General features: G+C 66.6%; 21 protein-coding genes. 11 read left to right on the forward strand and 10 right to left on the reverse strand.

Features of this window, described 5'->3' with window-relative positions:
• The first annotated feature begins 32 nt into the window (after positions 1-32).
• The 5 genes from J5M86_RS08555 to J5M86_RS08570 all read left to right on the forward strand — a co-directional run bounded on the left by J5M86_RS08555 (position 33) and on the right by J5M86_RS08570 (position 3,836).
• Entirely contained in the window at positions 33-1,559 is a 1,527-nt protein-coding gene (locus J5M86_RS08555) for a UDP-N-acetylglucosamine 1-carboxyvinyltransferase (protein ID WP_188061034.1), read from the forward strand.
• An 11-nt stretch (positions 1,560-1,570) separates the two neighbouring features.
• Positions 1,571-2,338 (forward strand): glycerophosphodiester phosphodiesterase, encoded by a 768-nt coding sequence (locus tag J5M86_RS08560; RefSeq protein ID WP_188061033.1) that lies wholly within the window; start codon positions 1,571-1,573, stop codon positions 2,336-2,338.
• A gap of 384 nt (positions 2,339-2,722) precedes the next feature.
• Complete coding sequence (locus tag J5M86_RS15455) at positions 2,723-2,884, forward strand: hypothetical protein (RefSeq protein ID WP_244328284.1); 162 nt, start codon at positions 2,723-2,725, stop codon at positions 2,882-2,884.
• A complete protein-coding gene (locus J5M86_RS15460) occupies positions 2,871-3,164 on the forward strand; it encodes an alcohol dehydrogenase catalytic domain-containing protein (protein ID WP_244328285.1) in 294 nt (97 codons plus the stop codon). The genes J5M86_RS15455 and J5M86_RS15460 overlap by 14 nt, the downstream gene beginning before the upstream one ends.
• 6 nt (positions 3,165-3,170) lie before the next feature.
• Complete coding sequence (locus tag J5M86_RS08570) at positions 3,171-3,836, forward strand: aldo/keto reductase (protein ID WP_208965003.1); 666 nt, start codon at positions 3,171-3,173, stop codon at positions 3,834-3,836.
• 95 nt (positions 3,837-3,931) lie between these two features.
• Here the strand turns inward: J5M86_RS08570 and J5M86_RS08575 are convergent, their stop codons facing one another.
• Together J5M86_RS08575 and dxs are read right to left on the reverse strand one after the other, a co-directional pair.
• On the reverse strand, positions 3,932-4,906 hold the full coding sequence (locus J5M86_RS08575; RefSeq protein ID WP_188061032.1) for a phosphotransferase: 975 nt from the start codon (positions 4,904-4,906) through the stop codon (positions 3,932-3,934).
• 3 nt (positions 4,907-4,909) lie between these two features.
• Positions 4,910-6,778 (reverse strand): 1-deoxy-D-xylulose-5-phosphate synthase, encoded by a 1,869-nt coding sequence (dxs, locus tag J5M86_RS08580; RefSeq protein WP_188061031.1) that lies wholly within the window; start codon positions 6,776-6,778, stop codon positions 4,910-4,912.
• A gap of 245 nt (positions 6,779-7,023) precedes the next feature.
• On the opposite strand from dxs, the gene aspA reads away from it, so the two are divergent.
• The 3 genes from aspA to J5M86_RS08595 all read left to right on the forward strand — a co-directional run bounded on the left by aspA (position 7,024) and on the right by J5M86_RS08595 (position 10,222).
• Positions 7,024-8,466 carry an aspartate ammonia-lyase gene (gene aspA / locus J5M86_RS08585; RefSeq protein ID WP_188061030.1) on the forward strand — a complete coding sequence of 481 codons (1,443 nt, stop codon included), beginning with the start codon at positions 7,024-7,026 and terminating at the stop codon, positions 8,464-8,466.
• Complete coding sequence (locus J5M86_RS08590; protein ID WP_188061029.1) at positions 8,463-9,776, forward strand: anaerobic C4-dicarboxylate transporter; 1,314 nt, start codon at positions 8,463-8,465, stop codon at positions 9,774-9,776. The genes aspA and J5M86_RS08590 overlap by 4 nt, the downstream gene beginning before the upstream one ends.
• A gap of 65 nt (positions 9,777-9,841) precedes the next feature.
• Positions 9,842-10,222, forward strand: a complete 381-nt coding sequence (locus tag J5M86_RS08595) for a VOC family protein (RefSeq protein ID WP_188061028.1) — start codon at positions 9,842-9,844, stop codon at positions 10,220-10,222.
• 245 nt (positions 10,223-10,467) lie between these two features.
• On the opposite strand, the gene acnA is transcribed toward J5M86_RS08595, so the two are convergent.
• Positions 10,468-13,173, reverse strand: a complete 2,706-nt coding sequence (gene acnA / locus J5M86_RS08600; RefSeq protein ID WP_188061027.1) for an aconitate hydratase AcnA — start codon at positions 13,171-13,173, stop codon at positions 10,468-10,470.
• Positions 13,174-13,243: 70 nt separating this feature from the next.
• Positions 13,244-14,491: a class I SAM-dependent RNA methyltransferase gene (locus tag J5M86_RS08605; RefSeq protein WP_188061026.1), complete on the reverse strand. Its 1,248-nt coding sequence runs from the start codon at positions 14,489-14,491 to the stop codon at positions 13,244-13,246.
• Between the two features lie 95 nt (positions 14,492-14,586).
• Here J5M86_RS08605 and J5M86_RS08610 point away from each other — a divergent pair, with 95 nt between their 5' ends.
• The gene (locus J5M86_RS08610; protein ID WP_188061025.1) at positions 14,587-15,252 is read left to right on the forward strand and encodes a TrkA family potassium uptake protein; all 666 of its coding nucleotides are present in this window, start codon (positions 14,587-14,589) and stop codon (positions 15,250-15,252) included.
• A gap of 19 nt (positions 15,253-15,271) precedes the next feature.
• Complete coding sequence (locus J5M86_RS08615; protein WP_188061024.1) at positions 15,272-15,970, forward strand: TrkA family potassium uptake protein; 699 nt, start codon at positions 15,272-15,274, stop codon at positions 15,968-15,970.
• Positions 15,971-15,976: 6 nt separating this feature from the next.
• On the opposite strand, the gene J5M86_RS08620 is transcribed toward J5M86_RS08615, so the two are convergent.
• From J5M86_RS08620 to J5M86_RS08645, 6 genes are all read right to left on the reverse strand, one after another.
• Entirely contained in the window at positions 15,977-16,351 is a 375-nt protein-coding gene (locus tag J5M86_RS08620; RefSeq protein WP_188061023.1) for an OB-fold nucleic acid binding domain-containing protein, read from the reverse strand.
• Between the two features lie 4 nt (positions 16,352-16,355).
• On the reverse strand, positions 16,356-17,201 hold the full coding sequence (locus tag J5M86_RS08625; RefSeq protein WP_188061022.1) for a DUF3710 domain-containing protein: 846 nt from the start codon (positions 17,199-17,201) through the stop codon (positions 16,356-16,358).
• 5 nt (positions 17,202-17,206) lie between these two features.
• On the reverse strand, positions 17,207-17,680 hold the full coding sequence (gene dut / locus J5M86_RS08630; protein WP_370587350.1) for a dUTP diphosphatase: 474 nt from the start codon (positions 17,678-17,680) through the stop codon (positions 17,207-17,209).
• A gap of 5 nt (positions 17,681-17,685) precedes the next feature.
• Positions 17,686-17,979, reverse strand: a complete 294-nt coding sequence (locus tag J5M86_RS08635) for a DUF4193 domain-containing protein (protein ID WP_188061021.1) — start codon at positions 17,977-17,979, stop codon at positions 17,686-17,688.
• A gap of 141 nt (positions 17,980-18,120) precedes the next feature.
• Positions 18,121-18,942 (reverse strand): inositol monophosphatase family protein, encoded by an 822-nt coding sequence (locus tag J5M86_RS08640; protein WP_188061020.1) that lies wholly within the window; start codon positions 18,940-18,942, stop codon positions 18,121-18,123.
• Positions 18,942-20,168 (reverse strand): ferrochelatase, encoded by a 1,227-nt coding sequence (locus J5M86_RS08645; protein WP_188061019.1) that lies wholly within the window; start codon positions 20,166-20,168, stop codon positions 18,942-18,944. The genes J5M86_RS08640 and J5M86_RS08645 overlap by 1 nt, the downstream gene beginning before the upstream one ends.
• 153 nt (positions 20,169-20,321) lie before the next feature.
• Here J5M86_RS08645 and sepH point away from each other — a divergent pair, with 153 nt between their 5' ends.
• The gene (sepH, locus tag J5M86_RS08650; protein ID WP_188061018.1) at positions 20,322-21,527 is read left to right on the forward strand and encodes a septation protein SepH; all 1,206 of its coding nucleotides are present in this window, start codon (positions 20,322-20,324) and stop codon (positions 21,525-21,527) included.
• The last annotated feature ends 1 nt before the right edge of the window (position 21,528 follow it).

Here is a 21,528-nt window from a genome sequence, read left to right on the forward strand (position 1 = left end):
TCGATATCTCATATGTGAGATACGCTCGCGGGGTGACTGAGGACTATCTGGTACGCGTCGGCCGCATCATTCGCGACGCGCGGCGCCACAAACAACTGACCCAGCACGAACTTGCAGCATCCTTGAACACCAGCCAGAGCGCCGTCGCGCGCATCGAACAAGGCAAACAGAACTTGAGTCTGGAGACGCTCGCGCGGATCGGACAGGCTCTCGACACCGAGGTGGTAACCGTGGCATCGAACACTCCCCTGAACCTTCGCATCGAAGGCGGGCGTCAGCTCTCGGGTGAGATCGACGTACGCACCAGCAAGAACGCCGCAGTCGCGTGTCTGTGTGCGGCTCTGCTGAACAAGGGGAAGACGACGCTGCGCAACCTTGCGCGCATCGAAGAGGTCAACCGCATCACCGAGGTGCTCGACTCGGTCGGCGTGAAGACCCGCTGGCTGCCGAACAGCTCCGACCTGGAGATCGTCCCGGGCGACACCATCGACCTCGATTCGATGGACGAGGCAGCTGCCCGCCGCACCCGCACGATCCTGATGTTCCTCGGCCCGCTGCTGCACGAGTACGAGAAGTTCAAGCTGCCGAACGCCGGCGGCTGCGACCTCGGTGAGCGCACCGTGGAGCCGCACCTGCACGCGCTGCGCCACTTCGGCCTCGACGTCGTCGCGACGCACGGTTACTACCACGCGACCGTCGACCGCGAGGTGCGCCCCAAGCGTGCCATCGTGCTCACCGAGCGCGGCGACACCGTCACCGAGAACGCACTGTTCGCGGCCGCCCGCTACGAGGGCACCACCATCATTCGCAACGCCAGCCCGAACTACATGGTTCAGGACCTCTGTTTCTTCCTGCGCGAACTCGGTGTCGAGGTCGAGGGCGTCGGCACGACAACCTTGACCGTCACCGGCGTCAAGGAGATCAACAAGGACGTCGAGTACCACCCGTCCGAGGACCCGATCGAGGCGATGTCACTTATTGCAGCCGCGATCGTCACCAAGTCGCAGATCACCGTCAAGCGCGTGCCGATCGAGTTCATGGAGATGGAACTGGCTCAGCTGGAGGTCATGGGCTTCCAGTACGAGATGACCGACGAATACCTGTCCAAGAACGGCGAGACGCGTCTGGTCGACATCACCACGATCCCCAGCGATCTGGTGGCGCCCAAGGACAAAATCCACCCGATGCCGTTCCCGGGCCTAAACATCGACAACCTGCCCTTCTTCGCCGTCATCGCGGCCACTGCAACGGGCACCACGACCATCCACGACTGGGTGTACGACAACCGCGCGATCTACCTGATCGACCTCAACCCGCTCGGGGCGAAGGTCAAGCTGATGGACCCGCACCGCGTGCTCATCGAGGGCCCCACCCGCTGGCGTGCCGCCGAAGTAATGTGCCCGCCGGCGCTGCGTCCGGGTGTGGTCATCCTGCTGGGCATGTTGGCCGCTCCGGGCACCTCCGTGCTGCGCAACACCTACGTCATCAACCGCGGCTACGAAGAGCTCGCCGAGCGCCTCAACGACCTCGGCGCGAAGATCGAGTCCTTCCGCGACTGAGCAGCGCGCCCATGGCACGTACGGCGTATTTTGATCACCCGGCCCCAATCGCGATGGCGCATCGCGGCTTCTCGGTCGACGGCCACGAGAACACCCTCGCTGCCTTCGAGCAGGCGGTCGATCTGGGGTTCGCCTATGTCGAGACCGATGTGCACGTCACGTCGGACGGCATGCTGGTCGCCTTCCACGACGACACCCTCGACCGGGTCACCGATGCGCAGGGGCTGATCCGCGAACTGCCTTGGAGCATGGTCAAGTTCGCCCGTATCGGCGATCAGCCCGTGCCCCGCCTCGACGACGTGCTGGATGCCTGGCCCGCACTCCGTCTGAACATTGACTGCAAGCACATCAGCGCCGCTGAGACCCTTGCCGACACGATCGAGAAGCACGCGGCGCACGACCGCGTCCTTGTCGCGTCGTTCGACGATCATACGCGTCACGAGGTGCTCAAGCGACTGTCGAGACCGGTGGCGACCTCGGCCGGCAAGAGTCAAACTCGCACCGCTGTGCTGGCCGCAAAGGCCCGGTTCTCACCGCTGGCGCGCCGAGCACTCGGCCCGGTCGACGCTCTGCAGGTCCCCCATCACTATGGTCGGGTGACCGTGGTGACCAGAGCGCTGGTGCAGCGGGCGCACAGCACCGGGGTACAGGTGCATGTCTGGACGATCAACGACCCCGAGGAGATGCACGAGTTGCTCGACCTCGGCGTCGACGGCTTGATCTCCGACCGTGCCGACCTGCTGAAAACCGTTCTGCAGGAACGCGGTCAGTGGGCCTGAGCGGCCAGGTCGATTGTCGACGCTGAGTACGGCCTCGCGTTCGGCCCAACGCAACGGCTACCGCCACCGCGGGCCTCGACAGCGCGAACGTGGTGGACCAAGAGGTGGCCCCAAGACGGGAACCTGGTCACCAGCCGCTCACCCGACGACCTCCCGGCCTTCTGTTCCGCCATCGTGTTAGCTTTCAGCCAGGCCGCCCAGCCCACCGGCGCCGGAAACCGCTCGTGAGCGGCCCGGTACGCCACATGGCACAGGCGGGGCTCACTACCGGCTCGACACCCGGCACCTCGGTACACGCAACCCTCCTGGAGGTAGGTAGCACATGAGACGAGCAATGGTCATGGTGGTCCTCGCCGGCGCAGCCGCCAGCGGGCAGGGAGTGCTGTGAAGGCGCTGTGCTGGACCGGCGTCAACAAGACGTCGGTGGAGACCGTCGAGGACCCGAAGATCCTTAACGACCGCGACATCATCGTCAAGGTGCGACTTAGCACCACCTGTGGCTCAGGCACCTGCTCGGCGGGTACATCCCGTGATGCGCTCCGCTGATGTGCTCGGCCACGAGTTCATGGGCGAGGTCGCCGAGGTCGGCAAGGACGTCCGCAACCACAAGGTCGGCGACCGCGTCACCGTCTGCTCGTTCATCGCGTGCGAGAAGTGCTGGTACTGCTCCCAGAAGCTGTACTCACTGTGCGACAACGCAAACCCCAACCCGGGCCTGTCCGAGGGGATGTGGGGCAGCGCCATCGGCGGCTGCTTCGCCTACAGCCACGCGCCGGCCCTTCGAGGATCTCAGCCCCCGTCCCACCTCAGGACAACCAGGAAGTGATCGCGGATGCGACGGATAACGCTACCGAGCGGGGAGTCCATCCCTGTGCTGGGCCAGGGCACCTGGGGCTGGGGTGAGGACCCCGGCCGACGCGGCGACGAGGTCGCCGCGCTGCACACCGGCCTCGAGCTGGGCATGACACTGGTCGACACCGCCGAGATGTACGCCGACGGCGGCGCGGAGGAAGTGGTCGGTGAAGCATTGGCGGGTCGCCGCGACGAGGCGTTCGTGGTCAGCAAGGTCCGGCCGTCCCAGGCCTCCCGTTCCGGCACGATCGCGGCCTGCGAACGCAGCCTGAAACGCCTGGGCACCGATCGGATCGACCTCTACCTGCTGCACTGGCAGGGTAGGTACCCGCTGCAGGACACCGTCGCGGCCTTCCAACAGCTCGTCGCGGACGGCAAAATCCGATACTGGGGCGTCAGCAACTTCGACCACCTGGCCCTCGCCGACCTGCGGGACGTGCCGGGCAGCGGCGGGCTGGCCACGGATCAGGTGCTGTACAACCTGTCGCGGCGAGGACCGGAGTACGACCTACTGCCGTGGTGCACCGACCACCAGCTGCCGGTCATGGCGTACTCGCCGATCGAGCAGGGCCGCATCCTTCACGACGCGACGTTGAACGACGTCGCGGCCGGTCACAGCGGACCGCGACCACTAGAAATGCTGTGACCCTGGGGTGGCGGCTGAGGAGCGCTGGATGAACCACGCGATCAAGGGATCCGTGGCCACTGGAAGACCACCACCCAGCACGGATGCGGCTCGCCTCATCGCCGGCGTGCAGACCGTACGGCTGCGACGACTTCCTTCACCCATTGCATCGGGTGGTCCGACCACTGCCGCTTCTGGGCATCTGTCGCATTCGCCAGCGCTCGGCGCCACCCGATGATGCGACCGACCCGGGCCAGCAGCAGCGCGTCGGGAAGTACCTTCGACAATTCGGCCGACGACGCGAGGTCCGACCAGCACGCCAGGCAGGCCCGCACCATGCGAGCGTCGCGCTCTGGGTCAGCGGGCAGATCGAAGTGGTACGACGGGCCGCGCAGCGGAATCAGCAACGAGCACAATGGATTTCCGAGATAGGTGTCACCCCAGTCGAGAATGCGCGAGTCATGCATGCTGGCACTTGCCGCGTCGGCGACAAAGACATTGCCGGCATGCAGGTCGTCGTGCTGGACGGTGGTCGGCAGGCCGACCGCGTCGAGGCGCGCCGCGGCGTCACGTAACGCGGGTGTGGCCTCTGCGGTCAGGCCCTCACTCGTCCACTCCTGCACCAGATCGCAGGGACGGAGGGTGGGCACGCCGGCCGCCGCCATCGCATCGACCACCTTGACGGACGCTCGTTGCGCCCGGGCATATCGGCGAAGCACCGCCGAGAGGTGCCCCGTGATGTTCTGCGCGTCGGCAACGTCGCGCAGGGTCGGCCCTTGATCCGGCACGAGCAACCAACCCCGCTCGGCATCGGCGGACCACAACGTAGGGACGAGGTCAGGCGCGACGTCGGTGAGTGCGTCGAGCACCGGCACCTCGGCTCGTTGCTGCGGTGCGCCTGCCTTGAACCACACGCGTCCGTGATCGGTATCGACCACGAGAAGGGTCGACCATGGGCGCAGGCGCGGTTGCCGCGGTGACGTGGGTATGCGCGTGATACCGCGGCGTTCGAGGTTGTCGTCGATCCAGGCCGTCGCATCGCGCAACCACTCGCGCGAGGACCACAGATCAGTCGTGAAGTACTCGCCCAACGATCAATGGGACGCGATACGGGCCAGGACGTCGGTCGTGATGACGTCAGGCGTCAGGCCGATCGACTCCAGCACCTGACCGCGCGACGCGTGATCGAGGAACCGATGCGGAATGCCGTAGGTGTGAACCGGCACGTCGACACCCGCGGATCGCAGCGCATGCGAGACGGCGACGCCGACACCGTGAGTAACCAGGTTGTCCTCGATCACGACCACGCGCCCGACCGACCGCGCTTGCTCGACGATCGCTTCGTTCACGGGGATAACCCATCGCGGGTCGATCACCAGAGTCGAATGCCCTTGTGCTTCAAGCTTTTCCGCGACGCTGATCGCGGCCGCGCACATCGAGCCGACCGCCACCACCAGTACTTGCGGCGCGGACGCGTCGTGCAGCACGTCGAGGCCATTGTTCTGCCGAACAGCAGTGAGCGGTTCGGCGACGTCGCCCTTCGGGAAGCGGATGACCGTCGGGGCATCGTCGACCTCGACCGCCTCGCGCAGCTGCGCCTTGACCTGCTCCCCGTCGCGCGGTGCGGCCAGTCGCAGCCCGGGCACGATCGAGCAGATCGCCATGTCCCACATGCCGTTGTGCGACGGGCCGTCCGAGCCGGTGACGCCGGCACGGTCAAGCACGAAGGTCACGCCCTGCTTGTGCAGCGCGCAGTCCATGAGCAACTGGTCGAATGCGCGGTTGAGGAAGGTGGCGTAGATCGCCACAACCGGGTGCAGGCCGCCGAATGAGAGACCGGCGGCCATCGTGGCGGCATGCTGCTCGGCGATGCCGACGTCGAAGACCCGCTCGGGGTACTTGGCGGCGAACTGGTCGAGGCCGACCGGGATCAGCATCGCCGCGGTGATGGCGACGATGTCGTCGCGTTGGGCTCCCAGGCGCACCATCTCGTCGCTGAACTCATCGGTCCAGATGCGCCCAGACACCTCGAACGGTAGCCCGGTCTCGGGATTGAACTTGCCGATGCCGTGCCATTGATCGCCCTCGTGTTCGGCCGCCGGCGCGTAGCCGCGGCCCTTCTGGGTGATCACGTGCACCAAGCATGGGCCGCCGTAGGTCTTCGCCTTCTCCAGCGCATGTTCGACAGCCTGCTCGTCGTGACCGTCTACCGGTCCCACGTACTTCAGACCGAGGTCTTCGAACATGCCACGCTGCGGCGAGAGGACATCCTTGATGCCCTTCTTCATGCCGTGCAACGACTGGTACATCGCGTTGCCGAGGACGGGAGTCTGCTGTAGCCGCGCCTTGCCCCAGTCGAGAACCTGCTCGTACTGGCGGGTGGTGCGCAGCGTGGCGAGATGTTCGGCAAGACCGCCGATGGTCGGGGCGTAGGACCGCTCGTTGTCATTGATCACGATGACGAGCGGGAGTTCGCGGTCGACCGCGATGTTGTTGAGCGCTTCCCAGGCCATGCCGCCGGTGAGTGCACCGTCGCCGATGATCGCGACGGTGTGGCGATCCTCGCCCTTGAGCTTGCGAGCCCTGGCGATGCCGTGCGCCCAGGACAGGGACGCGCTGGCGTGAGAATTCTCGACGATGTCGTGCTCGGACTCCGCGCGACAGGGGTAGCCGGAGATACCTCCCTGCTTCTTGAGGTTGGAGAAGTCGTGCCGCCCGGTGAGCAGTTTGTGGACGTACGACTGGTGACCGGTGTCGAAGACGATCGAATCGCTCGGTGAATCGAACACGCGGTGCAGCGCGATCGACAACTCGACGACCCCGAGGTTCGGGCCGAGGTGTCCGCCGGTGCGGGAGACCGAGTCGACCAGGAAATCGCGGATCTCCCGCGCGAGTTCGTCGATTTGCTCAACCGGGACGTTCTTGACGTCGCCCGGTGCGTGAATGCCGGAAAGCAGTCCCACGGGTGTGCACGTTCCTTCCACAGGGGGTCAGTCGAGTCTAGGCGATCCGGGGTTCCAACGACCGGACGCCCGGCCGCCGTTCCGGCGCGCCCTGCGCAGTCTTCACGGCAGACCGGCCAGGTGACCGATCGTGTGACCGACCAGCCACCCGAACAGGTGGTCTTGAGGTGCGCTCCGCCCCGCGCTAGTACTACACTGTGTAGTGGATTCAGATCGGATCCGTCTTCGAAGGAGTTGAAGCACCCATGAGTCACGTTCGGGTCGAAGAGGACCTCCTCGGTAGTCGTGAAGTACCCGCGGACGCCTATTACGGCGTGCACACCCTGCGCGCCATCGAGAACTTCCGGATCAGCGGAGCAACGATCAATGACTGCCCCGACTTCATCCGCGGAATGGTCATGGTCAAGAAGGCCACCGCGCGCGCGAACGCCGAACTCGGCGCCCTGCCCTCCGAGATCGCGGACGCCATCGAGTGGGCGTGCGACCAGGTCCTCGACCAGGGACGGTGCATGGACCAGTTCCCGGTGGACGTCTTCCAGGGCGGCGCCGGCACGTCGGTGAACATGAACACCAACGAAGTGCTCGCCAACCTTGCACTTGAGCACCTCGGACACGAACGCGGCCGGTACGACATCGTCAACCCGAACGACCACGTGAACCGGTCGCAGTCGACCAACGACGCCTACCCGAGCGGCTTCCGCATCGGCGTCCTTTTCGCGCTGCAGGGTCTCATCAACGCCGTGGGCACGCTCGCCGACACCTGCGAGGCTAAGGGGGAGGAGTTCGCCGACGTCCTCAAGATGGGGCGCACCCAGTTGCAGGATGCCGTCCCGATGACCCTGGGCGATGAGTTCCGCGCGTTCTGCGCGACCTTACGCGAGGAGATCGACCGGCTCGAGGCGTCCAGGGAATTGTTGGCCGAAGTGAACCTCGGCGCGACAGCCATCGGTACCGGGCTCAACACCCCCAAGGGGTACCCGAAGGTCGTCACCGCCAAGTTGGCCGAAGTCAGCGGGCTGCCCATCACATTGGCGCCCAACCTCATCGAGGCCACCAGCGACTGCGGGGCCTACGTTCAGGTCCACGCCACCGTGAAGCGGACGGCTTCCAAGCTGTCGAAGATCTGCAACGACCTGCGGCTGCTGTCCTCCGGTCCCCGTGCCGGACTCGGCGAGATCAACCTGCCGGAGATGCAGGCGGGCTCCTCGATCATGCCGGCGAAGGTGAACCCGGTCATTCCCGAGGTCGTCAACCAGGTGTGCTTCAAGGTCTTCGGCAACGACGTGACACTCACCTTCGCCGCAGAGGCCGGCCAGCTACAGCTGAACGTGATGGAACCGGTCATCGGTCAGGTCATGTTCGAGTCGATCTCGCTGATGACCAACGCGTGCACCACTCTGAGCACCAAGTGTGTTTCGGGCATCACCCCCAACCCGGACACCTGCCGTGACTACGTCATGAACTCCATCGGCATCGTCACCTACCTCAACGACCTCATCGGGCACCACAACGGCGACCTGGTCGGCAAGGAGTGCGCCCGGTCGGGACGCAGCGTCCGTGAGGTCGTGCTCGAAATGGGGCTGCTGGATCAGACGGTGCTGGACACCGTCCTGTCGCCGCAGAACCTGATGCATCCCCGCGACATCACCACGCTCGCCGAACAAGACGAACCGAAGGCCGCGCGATGATCTGGGTCGAACTCCTCGTCGTTCTCGCTGCGATCTTCCTCGGCGCCCGCCTCGGCGGCATCGCGATCGGTTTCACCGGTGGCCTCGGTGTGCTCGTCCTGGCCCTGCTGGGCGTCGAACCGGGCGACATGCCGCTCGACGTCATCTCGATCATTGCGGCGGTCATCGCAGCGATCGCGGCGATGCAGGTCGCCGGAGGCATGGACTACCTGGTCAGCGTCGCCGAGAAGGTGCTGCGCCGCAATCCACGCCACCTGATCTTCCTCGCGCCGGTCATCACCTATCTGATGACCTTCATGGCCGGCACCGGACACACCGCGTTCTCCACCATGCCGGTCATCACCGAGGTGGCGAAGGAAAGCAACATCAAGCCGGCCCGGCCGTTGTCGATCGCCGTCGTCGCCTCGCAGATCGCGATCACCGCATCGCCCATCTCGGCCGCAGTGGTGTTCTTCTCCTCCGTGCTCGAGAAGCAGGGTGTCGACTACCTGCAACTGCTCGCGGTCGTGATCCCCTCGACCTTCATCGGCTCGATGTTGGCCGCGCTGTGCATCTACCTGTGGGATCGCACGAGCAAGCACAGCGCGCTCAGCGACGATCCCGAGTTCCAGCGCCGGCTGGCGGCCGGAACGGTCGACATGCGCGGACACACCGAGGTCGTCCTGAAGCCCCGGGCAAAGCTGTCCGTCGCGATCTTCCTCACCGGACTGGTGGCCGTGATGGCCTACGCCACCGCCATCAGCGACAAGGTCGGACTCATCTCCGACCCGCCGATGACGCGCGACGCGGCCATCATCGCGTTCATGCTCACCATCGCCACCACGATCGTCGCGTTCTGCGCGGTCGACACCTCGCAGATTCTCTCCGCGTCGACCTTCAAGTCGGGCATGAGCGCGTGCATCTGCGTCCTCGGTGTCGCCTGGCTCGGGGCCACCTTCGTCGGTGCCCACGAGGCCGAGATCAAGTCGTCGGCGGGCGACCTGTTGCGCGATCACCCGTGGACGCTCGCGGTCGTGCTGTTCTTCGCCGCATGCCTGCTGTACAGCCAGGCGGCCACCACCAAGGCACTGATGCCGACCGCCCTCGCCCTCGGCGTGTCCCCCGTCGCCGCCATCGCGTCCTTCGCCGCGGTATCGGCGTTGTTCGTGCTGCCGACCTACCCGACCCTGTTGGCCGCCGTGGAAATGGACGACACCGGCACGACCCGCATTGGAAAGGCGGTCTTCAACCACCCGTTCCTGCTGCCGGGCGTCCTGGCGATCGCGTTCTCGGTCGCGCTCGGCTTCGTGTTCGGTGGAGTGCTGCTGTGAAGCACTCGCGCTGAGAACGATGCGTGCCCGCCACTGGACGTGGCGGGCACGCCTATTCTTTCGCCATGAGTCCAGACCGTTGGCAGCGGCACGATTGGTGGGGCGTCGTGCTCGACACCCCGAACGTCGCCGAGTTGGCGCGGTTCTACAGCGAACTGCGCGGCTGGGCGATCTACAAGATGGACGAGGACGACGCGGCCCTGGACTGCGGCGAGGGCGTGGCGTACCTGGCCATTGCCCGCAACCCCGATCATGTTCGGCCGACCTGGCCGTGCGCGCCCGGTAGCCAGCAGATGCAGTTGCACCTCGATTTCGAGGTCGAGGATCTCGCCGCCGAGACCGAGCGCGCGATCTCGCTCGGCGCGACCTTGCCCGACCACCAGCCGCAGGACAACGTGCGGGTACTTCTCGACCCCGCCGGCCATCCCTTCTGCCTCTACACCTGAGGCCTCGGCTCGTTGCGCGATCCAACCCGGAGGACGGAAGCACACAGGCTTGCCCGCCCGCCAGGGTGCGATGTACACCGCAAGGACGTCGCCCTTACGATCGCACCGGCCGACTACACCATCGTCGGCCGCAAACTGCTCGAGGCCATCGGCGACCAGGACGAACTCGCTCACGCCTGACGAACGGCACGAAGCCCCGGTCCGAAACGGACCGGGGCTTCGTGTTGCCTTGCGTTACAGGCGAATCACTTGACCAGGCTGCGAAGGACGTACTGCAGGATGCCGTCGTTGCGGAAGTACTCCGCCTCACCCGGGGTGTCGATGCGCACGACCGCGTCGAACTCCACCGTGTTGCCGTCTTCCTTGGTGGCGGTGACGTGCACCGTCTTCGGCGTCTTGCCCTCGTTCAACTCCGTGATGCCGGAGATGTCGAAGGTCTCGGTGCCGTCCAGGCCGAGCGAGTCGGCAGTCTCACCCTTGGGGAACTGCAGCGGCAACACGCCCATGCCGATCAGGTTCGAGCGGTGGATGCGCTCGAACGACTCGGTGATGACGGCCTTGACGCCGAGCAGGCGGGTGCCCTTGGCAGCCCAGTCGCGCGAGGAACCCGAGCCGTACTCCTTGCCGCCCAGGATGACCAGCGGGATACCGGCAGCCTGGTAGTTCTCGGCGGCGTCGAAGATCGCGGCCTGCTCGCCGCCTGCGGTGAAGTCGCGGGTGAAGCCGCCTTCGACACCGTCCAGCAATTGGTTGCGCAGACGGATGTTGGCGAAGGTGCCACGCACCATGATCTCGTGGTTGCCGCGGCGCGAACCGTAAGAGTTGAAGTCCTTTCGCTCCACCCCGTGCTCGGTCAGGTAACGACCGGCCGGGCTGTCGGCCTTGATCGCACCGGCGGGGCTGATGTGGTCGGTGGTCACCGAGTCGCCCAACTTGGCCAGCACGCGAGCACCGGAGATGTCCTCGACGGGAGTGGTCTCCAGCTTCATGCCCTCGAAGTACGGGGGCTTGCGCACGTAGGTCGACTCGGCGTCCCACTCGAAGGTGTCGCCCTCGGGCGTCGGCAGCGACTGCCAACGCTCGTCACCGGCAAAGACGTCGGCGTAGTCCTTGACGAACAACTCCTTGTTGATCGCCTGGGCGATGGTCGACTCGACCTCGGCCGGAGTCGGCCAGATGTCCTTCAGGAAGACGTCATTGCCTTCGGCGTCCTTGCCCAGCGCATCGACGTCGAAGTCGAAGTCCATCGTTCCGGCGAGCGCGTAGGCGATGACCAGCGGCGGCGAGGCCAGGTAGTTCATCTTCACGTCGGGGTTGATGCGGCCCTCGAAGTTGCGGTTACCCGAGAGCACCGAGACCACCGACAGGTCGTGCTCGTTGACCGCCGCAGAGATCTCGTCCGACAGCGGACCCGAGTTACCGATGCAGGTGGTGCAGCCGTAGCCGACCAGGTGGTAGCCCAGCTTCTCCAGGTACGGCCACAGGCCGGCGTTCTCGTAGTAGCCGGTGACGACCTGCGAGCCGGGTGCCATCGAGGTCTTGACCCACGGCGGCACCGACAGGCCCTTCTCGACGGCCTTCTTGGCCAGCAGTGCGGCGCCGATCATGACCGAAGGGTTGGAGGTGTTGGTGCAGGAGGTGATCGAAGCGATCACGACCGCGCCGTCCTTCAGACCGAAGGAGTCGCCGTCCTTGGAGACCTCAGCGGTGCGCAGGTCTCCGTCGACGCCGTAGTTCTTGAGGTCGAGCTTGAACTGCTCCTTGGCCTCGGTGACCACGATGCGGTCCTGCGGACGCTTCGGGCCGGCGATCGAGGGGACAACGGTCGACAGGTCGAGCTCGAGGTACTCCGAGTAACGGGGCTCGCGGCTCGCGTCGTGCCACATGCCCTGTTCCTTGGTGTAGGCCTCGACCAGGGCCACCTGCTCGTCGCTGCGGCCGGTGAGGCGCAGGTAGTCGAGGGTCACCTCGTCGATCGGGAAGATCGCGCAGGTGGAGCCGAACTCGGGGCTCATGTTGCCGATGGTCGCGCGGTTGGCCAGCGGCACCGCGCCGACGCCCTCGCCGTAGAACTCGACGAACTTGCCGACCACACCGTGCTGACGCAGCATCTGGGTGATGGTGAGCACGACGTCGGTAGCGGTGGCACCTGCGGGGATCTCGCCCGAGAGCTTGAAGCCGACGACGCGCGGGATGAGCATCGAGACCGGCTGACCGAGCATCGCGGCCTCGGCCTCGATACCGCCCACACCCCAGCCGAGCACACCCAGACCGTTGACCATGGTGGTGTGGCTGTCGGTGCCGACGCAGGAGTCGGGGTAGGCAACGCCGTCACGCACCATCACGGTGCGGGCGAGGTGCTCGATGTTGACCTGGTGGACGATGCCGGTGCCCGGGGGTACGACCTTGAAGTCGTCGAACGCGGTCTGGCCCCAGCGCAGGAACTGGTAGCGCTCCTTGTTGCGGCCGTACTCGAACTCCACGTTGCGCTCGAACGCGTCCGGGCGACCGGCGACGTCGATGATCACCGAGTGGTCGATGACCATCTCGGCGGGCGCCAGCGGGTTGATCTTCTTGGCATCGCCACCGAGTTCGGCGACGGCCTCACGCATGGTGGCGAGGTCGACCACACACGGGACGCCGGTGAAGTCCTGCATGATCACGCGCGCGGGCGTGAACTGGATCTCGGTGTCGGGCTCGGCGTCCTGGTTCCACTGGCCGAGCGCATTGATGTGGTCCTTGGTGATGTTGGCACCGTCTTCGGTGCGCAGGAGGTTCTCCAGCAGCACCTTAAGGCTGAACGGGAGCGATTCGCTTCCGTCGACGGTGTTCAGCCGGTAGATCTCGTAGGACTTGTCCCCCACCTCGAGGGAGCCCTTGGCCCCGAAACTGTTGGTGCTCACGCCAACTCCTTCATCAGTTATCTTGACGTCAAGATAATGAAACCACATCGGGATTCCGCGGAATCACGAAGGTTCACCTAACTTTTCGGTGTCTTCCCGCACTCCGATTCAACACCGTTCAGGCGGTCGGTGTCAGCATCGCGATGCACTCGACGTGATGGGTCATCGGGAAGGCGTCGAACGCCTCGATCGAGACCGGCTCGTAGCCCACCTGCGCCGCATACGCCAGGTCGCGAGCAAGGGCCGCCGGGTCGCAGGCGACGTAAGCGATCGCCCGCGGCGCGCGCTCGGCGATGGCTTCGATCACCTCGCGACCGGCACCGCTGCGCGGCGGGTCGAGCACGACGAGGTCGGTCTTGGACTCCAGGTGCTGCAACTGCTCCAGCACGTCGCCGGCGATGAAGGTCGCCCCAGGCACGTTCTGTTGCGCCTGCTCGACTGCTTCTTCCACTCCCTCGATGCCGATGACGTTCTCGGCGCCGACGACATCGGCGAGGAAGGCCGAGAAGAGTCCGACACCGCAATAGAGGTCGAGCACCTTCTCCCCCGAGCTCGGTTGCAGCCGCGCAAGGAGGTGTTCGACGAACGTACGGGCCGCGCCAGGGTGAACCTGCCAGAAGCCACGGGCGCTCACCTCGAACTCGTGCTCGCGGCCACCCGCCTCGACGAACTCGGCGACCGCAGGGATCTCGTCGTCGCGATCGAGCGGGAGTTCGACCGCCACCACTTCGCTCTCGGAGGTGACGGCGACATCGAGGCCGGAGAGTTCCGGCTTGAAGCGCTCGGTGTAGAGCCCGACCTGACCGATGAGCGGATGCGCAATGCGGCAGTCGTCGACCTTCACCACGTCGTGGGAGCGATGCCCGCGCAGACCAAGGCGGCCCGATCCGCTGATCGTGAACTCCACCCGGGTGCGCCATCCGGCGCCGTCGTCGTCGCCGGGCACGGGCTGCACCTCGCCGTGCCAGTCGATGCCGGCCAGCCGCTGGAGCTGCTCGCGTACCACCGATGTCTTCAACTCACGCTGGTAGGCGGCGCTGGTGTGCTGCCAGTCGCAGCCACCGCAGCGGTTCGGGCCCGCGAAACGGCACCCGTCGTCCACTCGCTCTGCGCTGGCCTCCACCACACGCACCGCGTCCGCCCGCAGGAAGCGCGACTTCTCGCCGCCGTCGGTCACCCGGGCGATCACGATCTCGCCAGGCAGTGCGTGCCGTACGAAGAGGACGCGTCCCTCGTGGCGAGCGACGCAATGTCCACCGTGCGCCACGGGCCCGACCTGCACCTCGTACTCCTGGCCGATCAGCGCGCGTCCCTGGTTGGAGCGCGACCGTGGTCGGCGCACATCCCGACGCGAGCGGTTGTTCATCGGGCTCGTCCTGCATCAGTGGAGTTCACGCACGCGAGTTTAGGTCGTTCCCACAGCCCGCTGTCCGGCCCGCACACTCCGGTAGCGTCTGCGCTGTGCATTACGTGATCATGGGTTGCGGACGAGTGGGCTCGACGCTGGCGCTGGCCCTGCAGAATCGGGATCATTCCGTCGCCGTCATCGACCGCGACAGTTCGGCCTTCCGCCGCCTCGGTCCGAGTTTCGAGGGACGACGGGTCACCGGCATCGGTTTCGACCGCGGGACGCTGCGCGAGGCCGGTATCGAGAACGCCTACGCCTTCGCCGCCGTCAGCAGCGGCGACAACTCCAACATTCTTGCCGCTCGCGTGGCCCGGGAGACCTTCGACGTCGAGCATGTGGTGGCTCGTATCTACGACCCGGGCAGAGCCGAGATCTACCAGCGTCTCGGTATCCCCACCGTTGCGACGGTGAAGTGGACCGCTGACCAGGTGATGCGACGACTCATCCCGGCCGGAGCGGTCTCCATGCACACTGACGCCAGTGGCGCGATCACCTTGGCCGAGGTGCCCTTCGACGCCAGCTGGATCGGCACGCCGCTGACCAAACTCGAATCGGTGACCTCGGCCCGCGTGGCCTATCTGACCCGGCTCGGCGAAGGAATGCTGCCGATCAAGAACACCGTCCTGCAGGACGGCGACCTGCTGCAGGTGCTGGTGCGTCCCGCCGAACTCCCCGCGGTCGAGCACCTCCTGTCGCAGCCCCGCCCGAGCAACATCTGAAGCAGCACAAGGAGATTCGATGCGTGTCGTCATAGTCGGGGCGGGCTCGGTGGGCCGGTCGATCGGCCGCGAACTGTTGATCAGCGGCCACCAAGTGCTCTTCATCGACAAGTACGCCGACGAGTCCAAGAGTCATCTTGTGCCCGAGGCCACCTGGCTGCTCGCCGACGCCTGCGAGACGACCACCCTGCACGAAGCAGGGCTGCAGGACTGCGATGTCGTGGTGTGCGCCACCGGTGACGACAAGGTCAACCTGGTCGTCTCGCTGCTGGCCAAGACCGAGTTCGGCGTCGGCCGCACCGTCGCGCGCATCAGCAATCCGAAGAACGAGTGGATGTTCGACGAAGGATGGGGCGTCGACGTCGCCGTCTCGACACCACGCCTGATGACGGCTCTGGTCGAGGAAGCCGTCAGCGTCGGCGACCTGGTGCGCCTCTTTCAGTTCCAGCAGGGACGGGCGTCCATGGTTGAGATCACCGTGCCCGCAGACGGCCCGGTGGTGGGGCTGCGGGTGGACGAACTCCGCCTGCCCGAGGGCACAGTGCTCGTGGGCATCATCCGTGACGAGGTGCCGATCGCGCCGACACCGAATGACGAGATCGAGGGGTTCGACGAACTGCTCTTTCTCACCACGCCCGAATCGGAGCCCAAGCTCGGCTCGGTGCTGACCGGACGCGAGGCGTCCGCCATCCGCACTGTCACCAGCGAACTGAACTGAGGGTCCTCAGCGCTTGCCGACCGGCAGCAATTCGTACCGCGGGTTGAACATGATCGGCGTCCCTCGGCGGTAGGACACCCGGCCGTCGACGCCGAGGCGAGCGCCGGGCTCGATTCCGCCGATCTGCTTGCGGCCCAACCAGACCAGCGACAGCACGCGGCTGCCATCGTCCAGATCGACCACGAGCGCATACGTGCCGCCCGCTCGTTCGCGCACCCCTACGGACGTGACCGTGCCGACGCAGTGCGCCATCTCGCGATCGGCGAGTTCGGCGATCCTGCTCGCTGCAGCACCGCCCTCGCGGGGGGCTGTTTCGGGAGCGCCGGTGACGTCGGCGCCCGACAAGCGACGCGCGAGGCGTCGCATCATCGAATCGGCCATCACATCACCGGACTTCGGTGATCTCCGGGCCACGCTCGAAGGGGTTGGGCACCTGGTTGTCGCCGGCGTCCTCCACCGCGAGGTCGGCCTCGGTCTCAGTGGCTTCGGGCAGCGTGAGTGGCAGCAGCTCCCGCGGCGCTCGCGGTTCACCGCCACGGGTGACGACACAGCCCTTGACGAACTCCAACATCTCGCCGTGGGCACCTTCGTCCATCGCGGCCTTGCCGGAGAACACCGCACGCAGGAACCACCGCGGACCATCGACGCCGACAAAGGTCGCCGGCGAATACGTGGTGCGGCCATCCGCGCCCTGGGCGGGCATGCGGACGTGGAGTTCGACCCCGAGGTCGCCGGTCTTCTCCTGCGCCTCGCCACCGGAGCCGAGCAGGTTGTCGTAGATCTCGCCGCGGATGTCGTCCCAGACACCGGTCGACTTGGGAGCTGCGAAAACCTGCAGCTGACAAGCGGATTCGCCGACGATCGCGGTCAAGCCGGTGAACTGCTGGCTGGCCTCATCGATGTCGACGCGAAGTTCCATGTCGGCGATCGGGGTGATCGCGACCGACCCGAAGTCGAGGCGTCCGTCGAGGTCGTCGACCTCGGTGCGGTCGTAGGGCCCGCTGCTGCGGTCGACATCACGGGAGTTGATCCTGGCCTTCGGTGCGTCCTCCGGCTGCTCGTCGTCGACCGTGACCTCGGCTTCATCGGCCACGTCGGCATCGGCATCGTTGGCTTCAACCTCGTCGGAGACGACGACGTCCTGGTCGTCCGCCACCGCCTCCTCGGCCTCCGGCGTGACGTTCTTCGACGGCTCGACCTCGGTCTTGTCCTTGCGACGGAAAATGCCCACAGTCCTCAGTCCTCGTTCTTGCTCGTGTCGTCGGTGAGGGTGGCACCGAAACCACCACTTGCTCCGTGGCCGGTGGCGCCTCTCACGCTATCGGGAAGTTCGTCCACCCGATCCCACTCGATCGCGCGGAACTCCTGGACGATCAATTGCGCGATCCGATCACCACGCTCGATCCGGAACTCCTGCTGCGGGTCGAGGTTGATGAGATTGACCAGGATCTCGCCGCGGTAGCCGGAATCGATCGTCCCGGGCGCATTCACGATCGAGATGCCGTGCTTGTGCGCCAGACCCGACCTTGGATGCACCAGCGCAACATGCCCTTCAGGGACGGCCACCGCGATTCCGGTCGGCACCAACTGGCGCTGCCCTGGTTGGAGCGTCACCGGCCGGGCCGCCAACAGATCCATGCCCGCGTCGCCCGGTCGGGCGTACGCGGGCAGCGGCAACTCGGGGTCGAGCTGCTTGATGCGGATCTGCACCGTGCTCAGGCGCAGTCCTTGCAGATCGGCAGGCCGCCGCGCTCGCCGGCCAGCTGGCTGCGGTGGTTGACCAGGAAGCAGCGCGAGCAGGTGAACTCGTCAGCCTGACGCGGGATGACCCGGATCTCCATCTCTTCGTCGGACAGGTCGGCACCGGGCAGTTCGAAGCCTTCGGCCTGCTCGGTCTCGTCGACGTCGACATTGCCGCTGGTGTCGACGCGGCGCGACTTCAGCTCCTCGATGCTGTCCTCGGAGAGCTCGTCGTCGGTCTTGCGTGGGGCGTCGTAATCAGTTGCCATCGAGTCCTTCTTCGTCGTCGTTCCGGCCGAGCGGACCAATCCTCAGGTCCCTCTCGCACGCCGTAACGCGGGAGGGCTGCATTTTGTGCCCTGTCGGCGGGCATTTTGCACCATCGGGTGCGGGCGCTCGTCGGCGGGGTGCTACCTGGTCGTCACACGGGGCGCCAATTCGTCGACCAGAGCGGGTGATCCGGCGATCACCATCAAGCGACCGGGCTGCTCGTCCTCGATGCGCACGACGCCTCCGGCCTCCTGCACCAGCAGCTGTCCAGCGGCGCGGTCCCAGGGGTTGAGCCCCGACTCGTAGTAGACGTCCAGCCTGCCCGCAGCTACCGAGCACAGATCGAGCGCGGCACTGCCGCCCCGGCGCACATCTCGCACGTCACCGATGAGTTCGGCCAGCAGCGCACCCTGCCTGCGGCGGATCTGCGCCTCGTAGCCGAAGCCGGTGCCCAGCAGCGCGAGCGACAGATCGCCCTCCTGGCTGGCGCGCAGCGACTGCGTGACTTCTCGGATGCTCAGGTGTGCCCCGCCGCCGCGATGCCCGTGGAACAGCTCACCGGTGATCGGGTTGTAGACCGCCCCGGCGACCGGCTCCAGCAGCTCCGGCTGCGAGGGGTCGCCCGTGCAGGCCGCGACCGACACCGCGTACGCGGGCAACTGGTAGAGGTAGTTGACCGTGCCGTCGATCGGGTCGACCACCCAGGTGATTCCCGATGTGCCGACGGTGCTCGCGCCTTCCTCGCCGAGCAAGCCGTCGTCCGGGCGGCGCCGGGTCAGCTCGTCCTGCAGCAGTTGTTCGCTGCGTCGATCCATCTCGGTGACGACATCGGTCGCACTCGACTTCGTGGCGGCGACGCCGAGACCGACGGGCCGCTCGTCGACGATGAGTCGACCCGCGGCCAGCGCCAGATCTCGCGCAATCGTCTCGAGGGTCGCGAAGTCGGTGAGGTCGTCGGCCATCAATCGCTTCCGCAGGCGGCCGGCAGGGCGGTGCGCAGGTTCGGGCAACACCCGGGGCGGCACACCGGCGGCATCGCTTCGCCGGGCCATGCGGGCATCTGCACCTGCTCGCCCCGCGCCTGGGCCGCGCGCTCCTCGAGCAGATCAACCAGGCCACTCACGAACTCGACGTCGACCCCGACGGTGGGCACACGGGTCATGCGCATGCCGAGCTCCTGCGCGGTCTCGGCCGCCTCGGTGTCGAGGTCGAAGACGACCTCCATGTGGTCGGAGATGAAGCCGATGGGGGCGACGACGACATCGGTGACACCGTCGGCCGCGAGCGAACGCAGGTGGTCGTTGATGTCGGGCTCCAGCCACGGCTGGCTCGGCGGGCCGGAGCGCGAGCAGTAGACCAGGGCGCCGTCCAGATCGCGGTCGAGCGTGGCGTTGATCTCATCGAGCGCGACGTGTGCGAGTTCGTCGTGCTGGTGGTCGTAGAGGTTGCCCTCGCCGTCGCCGGGGCCCGAGGTGTCGTCCATCGCGGTCGGGATGGAGTGGGTGACGAAGACGATGCGCAGCAGGCTGTCGTCCGGCTGGTCGGCGTTGCGCACGGCGTCGGTGATCAACCGGATGTTGGTGCGCGCGAAGCTGGGGTGGGTGGCGAACTGGCGCACCTTGTCGACCATCAGTTCCTTGCCCTCTTCGGCGAGTTCGGCCAACGAGGCTGCGATGTTCTCGCGGTACTGGCGGCACGAACTGTAGGAGGAGTAGGCGCTGGTCGTGAGCACCAGGACGCGGCGCATGCCCTGGTCGTAGGCGTCGCGCAAGGTGTCGGTGAGGAAGGGCTCGCTGTTGCGGTTGCCCCACAACACCGGCGTGCTGATGCCACGCCGGCGCAACTCGTCGTGCAGCGCAGCCTGCAGCGCCCGGCACTGGTCGTTGATCGGGCTCTTGCCACCGAAGAGCTGGTAGTGGTGGGCGACGTCCTCGAGCCGCTCGTCGGGGATGCCACGCCCTGCCGTCACCCGCCGCAGGAAGGGCATCACCTCCTCGGGAGCCTCGGGGCCGCCGAAGGACAGCAGCACGACGGCGTCGTAGGGCGGCAGTGTGGTGTCTTCACCCTGGGCACTCGGCTCGGGCTGCACGGTCGACTCGGTCACATCGGTCGCATCGACGGGGGTCTGGGGCTGCTCGCCCGGGCGGGCATCCATGGGGTCACGCGGATCGGCGGTCGGGGAACTCATGAAGCCATTGTCTCCCTTGGATGAGCGACCTGAGCACGGGAGCCGTCCAACCCTCACAAGTGGCGTGGGCGCGGCGTGCCGCGGGCCCGAATTCTGCTGCGCCGTGGCAAGGTTGACCCCGGTCAAGGCCAGAGTTTCGGGAAGGCAGAACACATGCGGGACCTCCGGTTCACCGGCGTCGACGACGACGGCACCCATCTGCTGCTGGTCGACGAGGACGATCAGCAGCATCGCGTCGAGATCAACGACGCCCTGCGCACTGCCGTGCGATCGGTGCGGGCTGTCTCCGGCGGCCAGGTCGACCCGAATGTGCGCCCACGCGATGTGCAGTCGCTGCTGCGCTCCGGGCTGACGATCGACGAAGTGGCTGAACGCACCGGATGGTCCAGCACCAAGGTTGCGCTGTTCGAGCCACCGATCCGTGCCGAGCGTGACCACGTCGCCATCACCGCCCAGCGCCTGCAACTCCACTCCCGCGTCGCCGGGCGTGACCACACGACCACCGTCGGCGAGCGTGTCGGCGAGCGGCTCGACCACCGCGGCGTGGCGGCGTCCGACCTGGAATGGGACGCATGGCGCGGCGACCGCGGCTGGACCATCGTGTGCCGTTTCCCTGCCGGCGGACGTGCGCGAGTGGCCACCTGGCGCTACGACGCCGCCACCCAGAGCCTCCACCCGACCGACGACGAGGCGCGGTGGTTGAGCGAGGACGACCAAGTGGCTGCGACCAGCCCGTTCGGCAAGCCGGGCGGCACGACCGCCGTCTACGACGTGGTGGCCGAGGGCGGACTCGACCACTCGGCTCCCACCAAGCGCAAGCCCCGTGCCAGTGCACCGAAGATCCCGCACGCCACCGTCGAACCCGGCGAGGAGAGCGCGACTGACTCCCCCGCCGACGGCTCCGAGACTGCCGCGCCGGACACGGCTGACAAGCCGGTCGACCTGGTGTCGGTGATGCGCGAACGCTCCAAGAACCGACGTCGCCCCCGCCGCAAGAGCGAGGACGAAACCGCTGCTGCGGTGCCCGCCGAGAACGACCAGGACGAACCTGCGACCGTCGAGGAACTGGGCCATGACCCTGTCACCGGTACGGCCGACCTCTTCGGTCTGAAGGAGGTCGGTGCCCTGCCGACGGCGCCGGAGCCATCGGGTGACACTGACGAAACCGACGACGCCGACGACTCCGAGGACGTTGTCGACGACGACACTGGAGCGCCGGACGAGCACCCCGACATCGAGCCCGGGCTGAGCGACGAGCAGGACCAGTTGCCTGAGCGCCCGAGCCAGGCTCGCAAGGGCCGTCCCTCGGTGCCGAGCTGGGACGACATCATGTTCGGCAAGCGCGGCCCACAAGCCTGAA

It is taken from the genome of Yimella sp. cx-51 (assembly GCF_017654605.1).
Classification (GTDB): Bacteria; Actinomycetota; Actinomycetes; order Actinomycetales; family Dermatophilaceae; genus Yimella.

Coding starts and splice junctions, on each gene's coding strand:
- J5M86_RS08560 (WP_188061033.1), top strand. CDS start 1,571: ATGGCACGTACGGCGTATTTTGATCACCCGGCCCCAATCGCGATGGCG.
- J5M86_RS15460 (WP_244328285.1), top strand. CDS start 2,871: ATGCGCTCCGCTGATGTGCTCGGCCACGAGTTCATGGGCGAGGTCGCC.
- J5M86_RS08570 (WP_208965003.1), top strand. CDS start 3,171: ATGCGACGGATAACGCTACCGAGCGGGGAGTCCATCCCTGTGCTGGGC.
- aspA (WP_188061030.1), top strand. CDS start 7,024: ATGAGTCACGTTCGGGTCGAAGAGGACCTCCTCGGTAGTCGTGAAGTA.
- J5M86_RS08590 (WP_188061029.1), top strand. CDS start 8,463: ATGATCTGGGTCGAACTCCTCGTCGTTCTCGCTGCGATCTTCCTCGGC.
- J5M86_RS08595 (WP_188061028.1), top strand. CDS start 9,842: ATGAGTCCAGACCGTTGGCAGCGGCACGATTGGTGGGGCGTCGTGCTC.
- acnA (WP_188061027.1), bottom strand. CDS start 13,173: ATGTGGTTTCATTATCTTGACGTCAAGATAACTGATGAAGGAGTTGGC.
- J5M86_RS08605 (WP_188061026.1), bottom strand. CDS start 14,491: ATGAACAACCGCTCGCGTCGGGATGTGCGCCGACCACGGTCGCGCTCC.
- J5M86_RS08615 (WP_188061024.1), top strand. CDS start 15,272: ATGCGTGTCGTCATAGTCGGGGCGGGCTCGGTGGGCCGGTCGATCGGC.
- J5M86_RS08620 (WP_188061023.1), bottom strand. CDS start 16,351: ATGGCCGATTCGATGATGCGACGCCTCGCGCGTCGCTTGTCGGGCGCC.
- J5M86_RS08635 (WP_188061021.1), bottom strand. CDS start 17,979: ATGGCAACTGATTACGACGCCCCACGCAAGACCGACGACGAGCTCTCC.
- J5M86_RS08640 (WP_188061020.1), bottom strand. CDS start 18,942: ATGGCCGACGACCTCACCGACTTCGCGACCCTCGAGACGATTGCGCGA.
- J5M86_RS08645 (WP_188061019.1), bottom strand. CDS start 20,168: ATGAGTTCCCCGACCGCCGATCCGCGTGACCCCATGGATGCCCGCCCG.
- sepH (WP_188061018.1), top strand. CDS start 20,322: ATGCGGGACCTCCGGTTCACCGGCGTCGACGACGACGGCACCCATCTG.